The following is a 14,905-nucleotide window of genomic DNA, read 5'->3' on the forward strand; positions in this document are numbered from 1 at the left end:
AGAGCATGATGTCGTCCGAAATCCGCCCATCGTCATCATCCTCCAGCACCGCGCCAACACAGTTGTCGCGTGGCATTCGTATATGCGAAACTGGGATAACTGCGCCGAAATGCGACGGTTCACATCTTGCTCCGGAAGCCTTCCAGCAGCCAGGGATGCAGCACCTTGCTGGCGGCCAGGATATCGCCCTTCCCCTCGACGGCTGCGCCGGAAAAACGGGTGACGATGCCGCCCGCCTCTTCGACCAGCAGCGCCGAGGCGCCGAAATCATGGATCTCGAGCCCGTCCTCGAAGAATCCGTCCAGGCGGCCGCAGGCGACATAGGCGATCGATAGTGCCGCCGAGCCGAGGCGGCGCACACCCGCCGTATTCGCCATCAGGCGTTTGATGGCCTCGAAATAGGTCGCTTCCGCAACCGCAGTGACCTGGCCGGGGATCGGCAGCCCGGCGCCGACCAGCACATTCTCGACGTCGCCGACATCGGCGCAGCGGATACGCTCGCCGTTCAGATAGGCGCCGCCGCCGATCTCGGCGCTGAACAGTTCGTCCTGCATGGCATCATAAACGACGCCCATGACGAGCCTGCCGCTTTCGACGATCGAGATCGTCATGCCGAAATGCGGAATGCCCCAGGCGTAATTGGTCGTGCCATCGATCGGGTCGATGTAAATAACAGGCGTTTCCGGACCCGCCGTGCGGTTGCCAACGGCTTCCTCGCCCTGGATGGCGTAGTCCGGGAAGGCCTTCGTCATCTCGTCGACGATGATCCGCTCGACGGCGAGATCAATTTCGGTCTGATAGTCGCGCGGCGCCTTGGCGAGCATTTCCTGGGATGTGCGCCGCCGCAGGGAGCCGCGGGCGGTTTCGCCGGCCTTCAATACCGCTTCGGCAAGCACAACGAGGCGGAACGAGGCGGTCGGGGAAAGACGCGCGGAACTCGGGGAAGATGTCATGAGAAAAGTCCGGATGCTGCTGATTATGACGGAGTGAATCGCGAGGAGCCCATCCCTTCGCAGAGGCCGATGATGATTTTATGAAGCGCGCTCATGCCGAGCGGATGATCTCAGGATCGCTTCAAGCTCGGAAATGGTCGGAAACGCCTTTCTTGTTCCATGTCTTGAGACGGTGATGGCCGCGGCTGCAACTGCGTGTTCGATGGCTAGCCTGTCCAACCGCTGTCCGCGCAGCGCGCAGGATGCAAGTGCTGCGGCCATGAAGGTATCGCCTGCGCCTGTTGTATCCACAACATCGCAGACTTGGGCGGGCACTTCGATGCTATCGTGCCGGTTCACGAGCGTCGCGCCGTCGCCGCCCAGCGTCAGGACGATTTCGCGCGGCCCCTGGCTCAGCAGATATTCGGCAGCATCCTTGCCGGTTGTCCCGGTCAGGGCCTGCGCCTCACCCTTGTTGAGGAAGGCGATGTCGATCAATCCCCAAAGATCGGAGAAATAGGCGCGCACCGGCGAGGGATTGAAGGCGGTGACCATTCCGATCGCTCTTGCATGTTCGAGAATGTCGCGGGTCGTCTGGTCGGACAGATTGCCCTGCAGCATCATCAGATCGCCGCGACCGGCTGTCGACAGGGTCCGCCTGACATCGAAGAGAGACAGGCTCTGCGCCGATTCCGTCGTCGTGACGATGGCATTCTCGCCGCCCGGCAGCCGGAAGATGATCGAGACATCGCTCGATGCATTTTCCATTTCGATCAGTTCGCTTTGAAGCCGTTCGTCCGCGAGGTAATGGCGTATGGTATCGGCCCTCGCATCCCTGCCGACGGGCGCCACCAGCGTTGTCGGAACGCCGCAGCGGGCCATGACGACCGCCTGATTCGTGCCCTTGCCGCCGAGATCGCTGCCCCCGGCATTGCCGAGGATGGAGGCGCCGATGACGGGAAGTTCGGAGACGGCGATGGTTTCGTCGATGGCGACGTTGCCGATTATGTAGGCGCGCATGCATCCGCTTTCGCAAGGTGGGGCTTAGAGCGGTTCAGCTTTTCATGAAAGCGCAAGACCGTTCTAACCCCTTGTTTTACGCAATTCCTGGCAAAACCGCTTCGCGCTTTGCCTGGAATTGCTCTAGAGGTAAGGCGCATCGTGAAAATCGATCTCAAGCTGCATCGCCCGGCCGAAGATCGCGCTGAGCCGCGCTTTTTCATCCTCTTCCAGCGTTTCTCCTGCCATGTCGAGTTCATTCTTCAGCCATTGCGCCTGGGCGGCGAAATTCGGATCGACATGCAGGTCGACCCATTCCTTCAGCAGCGGATCGCTGATTGGATGGGTCGCCGCTTCCTTCGACCAGGTCCAATACATCCACTCGGCCGCAAACATCACCGCGACCGTGTCGAGGAAGCCGCCCTGGCGGGCAATCTCCAACATGCCGGCGCGAAAGGCTTCGACCGCCGCGATGCCGGTATCGAAGGACGAGGGATCGATGCCGCGGCTGGCGAAGGTGCGCTCGAAATAGGCGATCTGCTCGTTGGCAAGCGCGTCGAGAACCGCAATCAGCCAGCGCTTCTGCGGCATCGTCTTGGCGGTCGCCGCCGCATAGGCAAAGATCGAGATGGCGCTGTCGACGAACGCGCCTTCATAGACGAGATAACGTTCGAAAGCCGCCTTGCTCAGCCTGTCGTTCTTGACGTCCTCGACGAAGCGGTGGCTCAGCATCGCCTGGAAGACGGCATCGTTCTCGTGCAGGATGCGGGCCGAAAGGCTCTCTGCCGCCATGCTCAGCCCTCCAGTCCCGGTTCGGCCGCCGCCCGGAAGGCGCGCACCCGCTCGACGTCGACCGGGTTCCACCAGACGCCGCCGTGCTTCAACGAAGACGCAACGATGACGCCGTTGGTGCGGCTCAGAATATCGACGATATTGTCCTTGTTGACGCCGGAGCCGACAAGCAGCGGCAGGTGTGTCGCCGCACCGATCTCCTCGATTTCCTCCATCGATGCCGAATTGCCGGTCCGCTGGCCGGTAGCGATGACGCCATCGGCATCGAAGAAGGCGAGATCGCGCGTCAGTTCCTGGATCGTGCGGTCGGCGACAATGGCGTGACTGCCATGCTTGACGTGGCTGTCGGCGAAGACCTTGATATGCTCGGCCCGGAGCAGCGAGCGGTAGCGCATGGCTTCGGCGGCCCTGCCTTCCATGAAGCCTTCATTGGCGACATAGGCATTGGCCCATTGATTGACGCGGATGAATTTGGCACCACCCGCCATGGCAATGGCGAAAGCCGGGATAGGCGCGTTGGCCAGCACATTAATACCGAGCGGAATGCCGGCCGCGCGCGCGATCCGGTCGGTGACGACGGACATGAAACCGGTCGTCTCGGGGCCGATATCCTCGGGCTTCGAGAACGGCACGTCGCCGTGATTTTCGATGATCAGCCCATGCAGGCCGCCTTCCACGCAAGCTTCGGCGTCGCGCATGCACGCGTCGTAGATCGCATCCATCGCAGCCCCCCGGTAGCGCGGCGCGCCCGGAAAGGCGGGGCAATGGATCATGCCGATCAGAACCTTATCCCTGCCGAAGATGTCTCTGATGGCGTTCGACGGCCTGTCCGAAATTTCCTGCATGTCATTCCCTTTCGAATTTCTGCCCGGCACTGACATCACGCCTGCTTTTCGGTGAGCCAGCCGAGGATGTTCTTCCAGAGCCGGCCGTAGCCTTCCCATTCGCAGAAAGCGGGCGAGAGCCAGTGCGGGCCGATATCCGACGTCCAGGCTGCCGTCCGCCCGGTGCCGTGTATGCCGACGACGAGCAGCGGGTGGCCGCCCTGATCTTCAGGTAGGCGCGCGACGACCTCGACATCCGCTCGGTCTCGCACTTCGACCTCATTGACGCCGAGGAGCACGGGCCAGGTGCCCTCGAGACCCTGCATCGTTGCATGCTCGGGCTTTACTACCTCGGCAACGGTTCCTTCGGGAATTTCGACGCGGTCGTCATAAGGCAGGCACGTCACCGGCAGCGTGTCTTCGACGGGGGTGCGCCGCCAACGCGCCTTGCCGTCGATACCCTGGAAGGAGAAATATCCGCCGACCATCAGCAGGCCGCCGCCCTTTTCCACCCACGCCTTCAGAAGCTTCAGGCGGTTTGGCACAGTGCGCGAATGCAGCCACACATCTGGCGGCAGCAGCAGCGAGTTGGCGCCAATATCGGAGAGAATGATGGCGTCATAGGCGTCGAGCCCAGCCATCTCGAAGGGGAATTTCTCCACTGCCTCATGCGCCGGCATATAGATGAGCTCGAAGGCGCTACCGGCGAGCGCCTTGACCAGCGGTTCGGCGCCGAGATGGAAGGTGACGCTGCCGAACTGGTCGAAGCCTTTGTAGTGGGTGGCGGAGCTGACCCAGCTTTCGCCGACAAGGAGGATTTTCTTGGTCATGGTCTGCGTTTACCTGTGATCGATTGAATGGATGGAGCTAAAGCATGTCGCGCAAAAGTGTGCAGCGGTTTTACGATAACGACATGCGTAAAACGAAGACCTAAAGCGTGGCGCGCTTTAGGCTCCGGCATGAAAGACGCGGCGCGGATTGCTGCGCATCATTTCATCGAGAACCGTCCTGTCGAGGCCGTGCCGCTGAAGACGGGGAAGGAAGTGGCGGAGGATGTAGGCATAGCCGTTGCCGCCGTAATGCGTCAGCATCATCTTCAGAAACACGTCGTGCGACAGAAGAATCCGGTCGAGATAACCGGCCTCGACAAGACACACGATGGCGCGCGCCGCCTCCTCGTCGCTCGGGCACTGCACCTGCTGGTCGGCATAGAAGAAATCCATGCCGATCATATCGTATTCGATGAAGGCGCCACGCTCTGCCAGCTCGCTCTGATAGGCAATGTCGTCATGTGACGGGTTCATGTGGCAAAGCACGGTGTGGCGGAGATCTGCCCCCTCTTCGGCGACCACGTCGAGCACGCGATGGCCGAGACGAAACCAGCCCGGCAGATGCACCATCAACGGAAGCCCGGTCAGCACCTGCGCCCGGGCAGCGCCGCGCAGCGATTTCTCCTCCTCGACGGTGAAATCTGCGGAGACGCCGATCTCGCCGATCAGGCCGATCCTGACGCCGGTGCCGTCGACGCCGTCCCTCGCCTCGCGGACGATTTCGCCCGCGATGTCATCGACGCTCATCGCCGCGACGCCTTCCGGATGTGAGGAGCCGAGGTAATAACCCGCCCCCATTACGATGTTGAGACCGGATGCTTTCGAGATGCGCTGGAGCGCCAGCGGATCGCGCCCAATGCCCTTGCAGGTCGGCTCTACCACCGTGCGCCCGCCCGCCGTGGCGAAATCCCCGAGTTCGGCCACCGCCAGATGTTCGTCGTCGAGCGTGATATTGTGTTTGTTGACGAAGGGATCCTGCCGGAGTTCGCCGAGGATCTCCATGCAGACGAAGCTTTCGGCGAGATACTGCCGTTCCGGTGTCTTCGGGGCATGCCACCAGCAGCGGCAGTCGTTGAGGATATGCTCGTGCATCAGCGTCACGCCAAGTGCATCCGCCGATACGGGGCCGGTCACGGTCATTACCTTGCCGGAGCGGACATGCGCTTCGGACAGGCTCTCTATCGTCTGTTCGCTCATCGCGTCATCCTTTCCTGCCCAGCCGGAAATGGAAATTAGCCGTAAAGATGCGCGTGTTCAGCCAGATGGCGACGAGGATGATGGCGCCGGTAACGATCTGGGTGAAGAACGGCGATATGTGCATCAGGATCAGGCCGTTGCCGATGACGGCGATGGTCAGCGTGCCGAGTACAGTGCCAAGGATGGTGCCGCGCCCGCCCATCAGCGACGTTCCGCCGAGCACCACGGCCGCAATCACCTGAAGCTCGAAACCGACGGCGGCATTGGACGAGCCGGAGCCGAGACGAGCGGCGATCAGCAGGCCGGCGACGGCGCAGGCGATGCCGGAGATGATATAGACCGAGGCGATGATCCATTTGGCCGGCATGCCGACACGCCGCGCCGCCTCTGCATTGGAGCCGACCGCGACGACCTGCCGGCCATATTTGGTCGCGGTGATGACGACGTAGCCGAGAATGGCGATGGCGACGGCGATGACCGCCGGGATCGGGAAGCTGAGGATTTCGCCCCGGCCGAGCGCGAAGAAGCCCGGCGCATCCTTGATCGGAATGGAATAGCCCTGGGTCAGATAGAGCGCCAGACCGCGCAGGATCGAGAGGCCGGCAAGCGTGACGATGAAGGCCGGGATGCCCTGATAGGCGGTAAACCAGCCCTGGACCAGCCCCATGAAGCCGCCGAGCACGATCATGCCGATGACGACCGACGGCCAGGGAATACCCATCGCCATGATGATCGCCGCGACCGCATTGACGAGCGCGACCTGCGAGCCGACCGAAAGATCGATGCCGCCGGTGATGATGACGAAGGTCATGGCGATGGCGACGATCAGGATGGGAGCTGCCTGGCGCACGATGTTCAGGATGTTGCCGAGCGTGAAGAAGGTTTCGCTGCCGATCGAGAAGAAGATCATGCAGGCCAGGAAGAAGATGGCGATCGACAGGACCTGTGCGTGTTCACCGAAGAAATCGGCGACGCGCGAGCCGTGGCCGCGTTCCGTATAAGCCGTCATTGTCTGGCTCCTTCACCGACGATCAACCTGACGAGATCTTCGAGATTGGTGCTGCCGATCTGCCGTTCGGCCACCTTGGTGCCCTCGTACATCACCGCAATGCGGTCGCAGACCCGGAAGAGGTCCTGCAGCCGGTGGGTGATGAGGATCACCGAGACCCCGTTTGCCTTGACGCGGTTGATCAGCGCCAGAACCGCCTCGACCTCGGCGACGGCAAGTGCTGACGTCGGCTCGTCCATGATCAGCACCTTCGGCTTGAAGGAGGCCGCGCGCGCAATGGCGATCGCCTGACGCTGCCCGCCGGAGAGCTGGGCGACCTTGCCGGTCAGTCTCGGAATGCGGATCTCAAGCGAATCCAGCATCTTGCGCGCTTCCGACAACATCGTTCTGGTGTCGAGAAACGGCCCGCGGCTGAGTTCGCGGCCGAGGAAGAGATTGCCGACGACATCGATATGATCGCAGAGACTGAGATCCTGGAAGACCATTTCGATGTTCCGTCCACGCGCATCCGCGGGGCCGGAGAAGCGAACCTCTTCGCCTTCCATGGTGATCGTGCCGGCATCGGGAATGTAGGTTCCCGAGATGATCTTCGTCAGCGTCGATTTGCCGGCGGCGTTGTCGCCGACAAGGCCCAGGCATTCGCCGGGGAAGATGTCGAGATCGATGCCGCGCAGGGCCTGGTGGGAGCCGAAGGACTTGCGGATACCGCGCAGCGAGATGCGCGGGCCGGATCGGGTGCCGCCGGATGTTCCGGTTCCGGAGGGTGCGACCCCTCCGGAACCGGCGGCAGCGATGTCACGCTGTCCGCTTTCGATCATTTGAAGACGGCCCGGTACGGCTCGACATTCTCCTTGGTCACGATGGTGATCGGCACCGAGATCGTCTTGGTGACGGTTTCGCCGGCCGAAGCCTTGACGAGCGCGTCGACGGCGGCACCGCCCATTGCGGCCGGATCCTGCTGGACGACGGCGACGACGAAGCCGGCATCGATGCCGGCAATGGCTTCGGCAGTCAGATCCCAGCCGAACACCTTGATCTTATCCTGCTTGCCCTGGCTCTGGACGGCGGCGATCGCCCCCATCAAGGCCGGTTCGCCAGTGGCGTAGATCGCGGTCAGATCAGGATTGGCGGTGATCAGGTTTTCGGCCGCCGCAAGGGCGTTGTCCTGAATGTTCTGCCCGTCGACGACGCCGGCCATTTCAATGCCGTCGACGCCTTTCAGGGTCTTCTCGAAGCCCTCCTGGCGGATGTTCTGGATGAACGAGTTCAGCGCTCCGACAACGCCGAGCTTGGCTTTGCCGCCCATATTCGCCTTGACGTAGTCGACGAAGTATTTGCCCATGTCGGCGCCGGCCGCGGCATTGTCCACGCCGATCTGCGCCTTCTGCGGGCCATCAGGCAGGATGGCGTCGATGGCGACGACCGGAATGCCGGCATCGGCCGCCTGCTTGACGGCCGGCATGATGCCGTTGACGTCGATCGCCACGACGGCAAGGCCGGAGACCTTTTCCTGCACGTAGGTTTCGATCGCGCTGTTTTGCGCCGTCGTCTCGTTGTTGGCGTTGAAGATCACCAGCTTGACGCCGGCGGCATCGGCCGCCTTCTGGGCGCCCTCATTCATCTGATTGAAGAAAAGCGCCTGCTGGTTGATCTGCACCAGTGCGACGGTCTTCTTTTCTTGTGCCGCTGCGCCGGACAGGCCGATGAAGGTCAATGCCGTAAAGCCGGCGGCTGCGATCATCGTTCGTCTTGTCAAATTCAGTGTCATGTTCTCATCCTCTTTTGGTTTTTGACGTTGCCGATTATTATTTCGCAGGCGGCGCAACGGAGTTCCGCACTACGATTTCGACAGGCAGGAGTTCTTCCGAGGCGGACGGTTTCCACTCGTGCCAATTGGTTTCCAGAAGCAGCTCCAGCGACCGCCGGCCGATCTCACGCACCGGCTGGCGGATGGCCGTCAGCGGCGGCGCAAAGAGATGAAGCGGACCGACATCGTCGAAGCCGATGACTGAGATGTCGCCTGGGATCGAGACGCCTTGGCTTCTGAAGACCTCGACCAGCCCGATGGCGATCTCGTCGGAGCTGGCAAAGATCGCCGTTGCCTTTCGGTCTCCGGAGAGATAGTCGAGTGCCGCCGCACGGCCATATTCGATCGTATATTCGCCGGCATAGCGATCGGCTCGGGCCTCGCCACCATGCCGCTCCCTGAGCGCCTTCAGCAGGCCGTCATAGCGCCTGCGGGCGCTGATCATACGCTCGTCGCCGCCGATGAAGAGGACATGGCGATGGCCTTGTTCGGCCAGGTGCTGACCGGCGAGATAGCCGCCCTGCTCATTGTCGCAGAACAACTTCGGCGCCTTCGAATCGGGAATGTCCTCGTCGACGATGATGACCTTGCCGCTGCCGTTGATCAGCGCAGCAAGCGCGCCATCGTCGGGGTGGTTGGTGACGAAGATCAGGCCGTCGACGTGATTGCGCTCGATCAGCTGCAGATATTCGATCTCGCGTCCCGGCCGGTTGAGGGTGGCGTGCAATGAGACCGCGAGCTTCTTTTCATCGGCCGCCTGCTCGACGGCGGCGACGAGGGTCGCGAAGAAGGGATTAGCGATATCGGGCACGACGAGGCCGATCGTATCCGAGCGCCCCCTGCTTAAGCGACGCGCATGCGGGTTCGGCCGATAGTTCAGCGTCTTGATCGCATCCTCGATGCGCTTCTTGGTCTGAAAGGGAAGATCGAGACTGCCATTGACGAAACGCGACACTGTCGTGACCGACACGCCGGCCGCTGCCGCAACATCCTTCAGACTTGGTGTCGTTCCCTTGGCCATTGACTGAACCTATTGTAAAGCGGTTTAGTAAACCGCTTTACAAGACAATATCGATTGTGCCCCGTTGTCAACAGCGATGATCGTGCGGCATTCGTTTTTCTTGCGATCCGATCGAAGCTCGACCGGACAGGCCCTCAGGCGATCGTCCGGTCGAGCTTGTCGCGCAGCCAGTCGCCGGTGATACTTTCGAGATCTGGCTCGACGGCGTCGCCGGGTTCGATTTTATGACAATTCCAAGCCGAGGGGCTGCTGCCTTTATATGAGGTGATCCGTCGACGCGTCGAAGAGATGGACCTGGCCCGGATCGACCGAAAGTCCGATCATGTCTCCTGCCTTGACCCTGTCGCGGCGGGTCTCGACTATCGTCAGCTCCGGCTGGGTCTCCGCGACGATGAAGGTCGAGGAGCCAGTCGATTCGACGAAGGCGATCGGCACGTCGAAGCTGCCATGGCCGGGCTCGACGACGCCGATATGCTCCGGCCGGATGCCGGCGATGAGCTTACGGCCGGGTTCGATGGCGCGTGATATCGCAAGCGTCTGCTTCACCGCGCCGAAGTCCAGGACAAGGCTCTTGCCGTCTTCCGCGGCGATCGCGGGAATGAAATTCATCGCCGGCGAGCCAATGAAACCGGCGACGAACCGGTTCGCCGGCCGGTCATAGAGGTCCAGCGGCGCGCCCTGCTGTTCGATGATGCCGTCGCGCATCACCACGACATGGTCGGCCATCGTCATCGCTTCGACCTGGTCGTGCGTGACGTAGACGAAGGTTGCGTGCAGCCGGTCGTGCAGCGACCGGATTTCCTTGCGCATGTGGACGCGCAGCGCCGCATCGAGGTTGGACAGCGGCTCGTCGAACAGGAAGGCCTTGGGATGGCGGATGATGGCACGGCTCATGGCGACACGCTGGCGCTGGCCGCCGGAAAGCTCGCGCGGATAGCGCTTCAGGAGATGCGAAAGACCTGTCGTCGCCGCCACGTCCTCGGCAGCTTTCTTGGCCTCCGCCTTGGCGATGCCGCGAATGCGCAGGCTGTAGGTCAGGTTCTCCTCGACCGTCATATGCGGATAGAGCGCATAGGACTGGAACACCATGGCGACGTCGCGCTTGCGCGGCGGCACGCCGTTCATCAGCTCACCGGCAATCCTGAGATCACCCGACGAAATGCTTTCAAGACCGGCAAGCGAACGCAGCAGCGTGGACTTGCCGCAGCCCGACGGGCCGACGAGCGCGACGAAAGTGCCCTTGGCGATCGAAAGGTCGATATTCTTCAGGGCGTGGAAGGCGCCGTAATATTTGTTGACGCCTCTGAGCTCGATCTGTGTGGTCATTTGAGGGCTCCAGAGGTGAGGCCGGATACGATGCGGCGCTGCAAGAGAACGAAGATGGCAAGGATCGGCGTGACATACATCGTGGCGTAAGCCATGATGTTGTTCCACTCGTTGGTGTTCGGCCCCATGAAGGAATTGAGGCCGACGCTTGCCGGCTGAAGGTCGACCGCCTGGATCATCGACTTCGAATAGACGAATTCGCCGAAGGCCTGCATGAAGATCAGGATGGCGCTGACCAGGATGCCGTTGCGGGCAAGCGGCAGCACGATGTTGAAGAAGGCGCCGACGCGCGAATTGCCGTCGACGAGCGCCGCCTCCTCCAACTCCTGGGGAACGCTCATGAAGGTGGCGCGCACCAGGATGACGAAGAAGGGCATGCTCTTTGCCGCGACCGCGATGATGACGGCAAGGCGTGGATAATTCAGCATGCCGATCTGCGAAAAGCCGACGAAGATTGGCGTGATCATCAGCGATGCCGGTAGGACCTGCAGCATCAGGATCAGGAACAGACCGATATCCACCCAGACATTGCGGTACCTGGCGAGCACATAGGCGCAGCCGACGCCAAGCAGCGTGATGAGAGCCATGGAGCCGAGAGCGATGACCAGCGAGTTCCAGAGATAACGGCCCATGTCGCGGCTTTCCCAGACATAGGCATAGGTGCCCCATTGGGGTGCAGCCGGCCAGAAGCTCGGCGGCGTCGCGAACATCTCCGAGCCGCTTTTCAGCGCGGTGATGTACATCCAGTAGAGCGGGAACAGATAGATCGCCGCCATGACGATCGATATGGCGAGCATCAGGCGGTCGCGATTCGTCGTAATCATCCGCGCACCTCGTGGCGTGTGGACCGGACATAGACGACGGACGCGAACATGACGAAGACGATCATGATGACGGAGATCGTTGCGCCCTTGGCGAAGTCGTATTGGCGGAAGGAGAGATCCCAGGCCCAATATTGCGTGACGTTCGATGAATTGTTCGGCCCGCCCGACGTGATCGCGGCGAAAAGATCGAATTGCTGCAAGGTGAAGATCAGGCCAAGTGCGATGATGGCGCCGATGGTCGAGCGCATCATCGGCAGCGTGATCGTCCAGAAGCGCTGCCAGACATTGGCGCCGTCGAGTTCGGCCGCTTCGTAGAGATCGGCGGGAATGCCGGCAAGGCCGACGGAAAGCAGGATCATGTTGAACGAGGTGCCGAGCCAGACATTGGCGATGATGACGGCAGAAAGCGAATAATGCGGGTCCGAGCGCCAGAAGATGTTACCCGAGATAATGCCGCTTTCCTTCAGGATGAAATTCAGCACGCCGAAATCGCCCGACAGTATCCAGTTCCAGATGGCGCCGACAACAAGGCCGGGCATCACCCAGGAGACGAGGAACAGGCCGCGCATCCATGAGGCCCCGGGAAAATTGACCCAGAAGAACAGCGCCAGACCGAAGCCGATCAGGAACTGGCCGGCGATGGAGCCGACGACGAAGATGACGGTGTTGTAGAGGATCGGCAGCGTCTCCGGCTGCGCGAAGAGGTCGGTATAATTCTTGAAGCCGACGAAGGGACGCGAGAAGGTCCCGAGGCTGAACATGTCGACCTCCTGGAAACTCATCACGACATTGTAGATCAGCGGCAGCCCCGCCATCAGGAACAGAAAGCCGAGCGGGAAAGCGACCAGCACGATATCGAAACCGCGGCCGTCCCTGACGCTCATCAGGATCCTCTTCATGGGTCCTCCGATACTCCGAACGGGGCCGCCTGGCGCATGATGCGGAAGACGGCCCCTGCCGGGAGGAAATGATGGGATGAACCGAGGCTCATCCGGTTAAAAGACGCTTTGCTTCCGGTTTCTCTTCTCCCCGCTGGAGAGAAGAGGGAGCAACGGCGGCCCCGGCCGTTCGCGTTGGGCTCAGGGCGTTCGTCGCAGCAATCGATTCACTGGATCGATTGCTTCGGCTGCGCCGAAACGTTCCTCACCCAAGCACAGCCTTGATCTTGTCGGCGGCCTGGTCGAGCGCGTCCTTCGGGCTCATCTGGCCAGTCAATGCGGCCTGGATGGCGTCCTGGATCGCCTTGGAGATCTTCGGCCATTGCGGATGCGGGCCGCGCGGCTTGGCGTATTTCAGCTGTTCGAGGAAGACCTTGAGGGCCGCATCCTTCAGCGGCTGGCCGGTCTCGGGGATCGAAATGTCGGAACGGGCCGGAAGCTGGCCGAAATTCTTGAACATCTTGTCGTCCTGCGAGGCGAAATATTCGAGCGCCTTGAAGGCTTCGGCCGGATGTTTGCTGGTGGCGAAGATCGCCCAGTTGAAGTCACCCATGGCCGAGGAGCGTTCAGCCCCTTCCTTGGGAACCGGGAGCAGTGTGACGCCCCAGTCGAACTTCGCTTCCTGCGTCATGCGGTCGAGCTCCCACGGGCCCGAGATCGCCATTGCCGCATTGCCGGAATTGAAGGTGCCGGTCGAATCCCACTGGCCGCGCGTCAAGGTGTCGGGAGAAGCGAGCTTCTCGTCCATGATCGTCTTCCAGATCCCGAGCGCCTTCACCGCGCCTTCGGCATTGATGTTCTCATAGCTGCCGCCGCCCATCTGAGCCCAGGGAAGGAACTGGAAGGTGCCTTCCTCATTGGCCTTGGCCGAGAAGGCAAGACCGTAGACGTTCTTGGCGGGGTCGGTCAGCTTGCGTGCGTCCTCGACCAGTTCGTCCCAGGTCTGCGGCGGCTTCGCCGGATCGAGGCCTTTGGCCTTGAACATATCCTTATTGTAGTAAAGCGCGATCGTGTTGGTCGCCTTCGGCACGCCAAAATACTTGCCGTCCCACTCGACCGATTTCAGCGGGCCGGGGAAATAATTCTCCGGCTTGATGACGGTCGACTTGGCGATCATATCGGTAAGATCGAGGAAGGCGCCGCGCGACGAAAACAGCGCATGCTCCGGATTGTCGACGGCGATGATGTCGGGCGCCTGGCCGGTCGCATAGGCACGCATCGCCTCGGTGACGACGTCGTCGAACTGGATCAGCCGATATTCGATCTTGATGCCGTTGTTCTGGGCGTTGAACTCCTTGACGAGGTTCGGCGCCGGCTGGGTGTCTTTGTCCAGCGACCAGAGCGTCAGCGTGACGTCCTCGGCCTTGGCCGAAAGACCGAATAGCGAGACGCCTGCAAGCGCGAGAGCGCCCAGAATTGCATATTTACGGATAGCCATGGTTCTCCTCCTTTGTGGTTATCCCCGTTTCCGGCAATTCCTCCTTGCCGGAAACGATATCATCAGATGGGATCGACGACGAATTCGCCGCCCCGGGCATGCTTGAGGTGGTTCAGCGCATAGACCTGGCCGGTCATTTCAAGCGCGTCGCGATAGACCGGGTCGTGCCAGCCTTCGATGTCGATCGAGCCGGACCAGCCGGCAAGGCGCAGCTCGGAAATGATGTCGGTCCAGTTGCTGTCGCCGAAGCCCGGCGTGCGCATGAAGACGAATTTCTCCTTGCCGAAGATACCGTGTTCCTTGATGACCTCCCAGCGGATGGTCGCGTCCTTGCCGTGGACATGGAAGAACTTATGCGCCCATTTTCGGATCTGCGGCAAAGGGTCGATCAGATAGACCATCTGATGGCACGGCTCCCACTCCAGCCCGATATTATCGTCAGGCGTCTCGTTGAACATCAGTTCCCAGGCGTCGGGATTATGCGCGATATTCCAGTCGCCGGTCGCCCAGTTGCCGTCCATGGCGCAATTCTCGAAAGCAATCTTGACGCCCTTGTCGGCCGCCCGCTTGGCAAGCTCGCTCCAGATCTGCTTGTAGCGAGGCAGGCTGTCTGTCAGTGGCTTGCCGCGGATGCGGCCGGTGAAGCCGGCAACGCAGGTGGCGCCGAAGTGATGGGCATTGTCGATACAATGCTTCCAGCCCTCCAGCGTCTCGAGGTCGATTGCGGTCTCTTCCAGCGGATTGCCGAACATGCCGAGCGTCGAGATGGTGATGTCGCGGTCGCCGATCGCATCGAGGCAGCGCTTGCCGAGTTCGGCAAGGTTCTGGCCCTTGGTCGTCTGCCAGAAGAAGGGCTCGAAGCTTTCGAAGCCCATGCCGGCGATCTCGCCGATGCGGCTGGCGGCATCGCCCTTGTTGCCGCTGACCATGGTGCCGATTCGAATGGATTTTGCAGGGTTGCTCACGTC

Annotated in this window: 15 protein-coding genes; all 15 read right to left on the minus strand. The window is 61.4% G+C overall.

What is annotated here, in order from left to right:
• Positions 1–119: 119 nt before the first annotated feature.
• Positions 120–953 (minus strand): inositol monophosphatase family protein, encoded by an 834-nt coding sequence (locus tag HFO99_RS23295; RefSeq protein WP_222363895.1) that lies wholly within the window; start codon positions 951–953, stop codon positions 120–122.
• A gap of 78 nt (positions 954–1,031) precedes the next feature.
• Positions 1,032–1,952, minus strand: a complete 921-nt coding sequence (locus HFO99_RS23300) for a ribokinase (RefSeq protein WP_222363896.1) — start codon at positions 1,950–1,952, stop codon at positions 1,032–1,034.
• A 123-nt stretch (positions 1,953–2,075) separates the two neighbouring features.
• Positions 2,076–2,723, minus strand: coding sequence for a TenA family protein (locus HFO99_RS23305; RefSeq protein WP_222363897.1), 648 nt, complete (start codon positions 2,721–2,723; stop codon positions 2,076–2,078).
• 2 nt (positions 2,724–2,725) lie between these two features.
• The gene (locus tag HFO99_RS23310) at positions 2,726–3,568 is read right to left on the minus strand and encodes a BtpA/SgcQ family protein (protein WP_222363898.1); all 843 of its coding nucleotides are present in this window, start codon (positions 3,566–3,568) and stop codon (positions 2,726–2,728) included.
• A 35-nt stretch (positions 3,569–3,603) separates the two neighbouring features.
• Positions 3,604–4,377, minus strand: coding sequence for a glutamine amidotransferase (locus HFO99_RS23315; protein WP_222363899.1), 774 nt, complete (start codon positions 4,375–4,377; stop codon positions 3,604–3,606).
• 117 nt (positions 4,378–4,494) lie between these two features.
• Positions 4,495–5,574 carry a phosphotriesterase gene (locus tag HFO99_RS23320; RefSeq protein WP_222363901.1) on the minus strand — a complete coding sequence of 360 codons (1,080 nt, stop codon included), beginning with the start codon at positions 5,572–5,574 and terminating at the stop codon, positions 4,495–4,497.
• Positions 5,575–5,578: 4 nt separating this feature from the next.
• The gene (locus HFO99_RS23325) at positions 5,579–6,583 is read right to left on the minus strand and encodes an ABC transporter permease (RefSeq protein WP_222363903.1); all 1,005 of its coding nucleotides are present in this window, start codon (positions 6,581–6,583) and stop codon (positions 5,579–5,581) included.
• Positions 6,580–7,401 carry an ATP-binding cassette domain-containing protein gene (locus tag HFO99_RS23330; RefSeq protein WP_222363905.1) on the minus strand — a complete coding sequence of 274 codons (822 nt, stop codon included), beginning with the start codon at positions 7,399–7,401 and terminating at the stop codon, positions 6,580–6,582. Before HFO99_RS23330 ends, HFO99_RS23325 begins: the two co-directional genes overlap by 4 nt.
• Complete coding sequence (locus HFO99_RS23335; RefSeq protein WP_222363907.1) at positions 7,398–8,351, minus strand: substrate-binding domain-containing protein; 954 nt, start codon at positions 8,349–8,351, stop codon at positions 7,398–7,400. Before HFO99_RS23335 ends, HFO99_RS23330 begins: the two co-directional genes overlap by 4 nt.
• A 37-nt stretch (positions 8,352–8,388) precedes the next feature.
• Entirely contained in the window at positions 8,389–9,411 is a 1,023-nt protein-coding gene (locus HFO99_RS23340) for a LacI family DNA-binding transcriptional regulator (protein WP_163878117.1), read from the minus strand.
• Between the two features lie 255 nt (positions 9,412–9,666).
• On the minus strand, positions 9,667–10,737 hold the full coding sequence (locus HFO99_RS23345; protein WP_222363909.1) for an ABC transporter ATP-binding protein: 1,071 nt from the start codon (positions 10,735–10,737) through the stop codon (positions 9,667–9,669).
• Positions 10,734–11,561, minus strand: a complete 828-nt coding sequence (locus HFO99_RS23350) for a carbohydrate ABC transporter permease (RefSeq protein WP_017997193.1) — start codon at positions 11,559–11,561, stop codon at positions 10,734–10,736. Before HFO99_RS23350 ends, HFO99_RS23345 begins: the two co-directional genes overlap by 4 nt.
• Entirely contained in the window at positions 11,558–12,460 is a 903-nt protein-coding gene (locus HFO99_RS23355; RefSeq protein ID WP_222363911.1) for a carbohydrate ABC transporter permease, read from the minus strand. The genes HFO99_RS23350 and HFO99_RS23355 overlap by 4 nt, the downstream gene beginning before the upstream one ends.
• Before the next feature lie 244 nt (positions 12,461–12,704).
• A complete protein-coding gene (locus tag HFO99_RS23360; protein WP_221964838.1) occupies positions 12,705–13,937 on the minus strand; it encodes an ABC transporter substrate-binding protein in 1,233 nt (410 codons plus the stop codon).
• Positions 13,938–13,999: 62 nt separating this feature from the next.
• A complete protein-coding gene (locus HFO99_RS23365) occupies positions 14,000–14,902 on the minus strand; it encodes a sugar phosphate isomerase/epimerase family protein (protein ID WP_222363913.1) in 903 nt (300 codons plus the stop codon).
• Positions 14,903–14,905 lie beyond the last annotated feature (3 nt).

The sequence above is a fragment of the Rhizobium leguminosarum genome (assembly GCF_019798305.1).
GTDB lineage: Bacteria > Pseudomonadota > Alphaproteobacteria > Rhizobiales > Rhizobiaceae > Rhizobium > Rhizobium leguminosarum_U.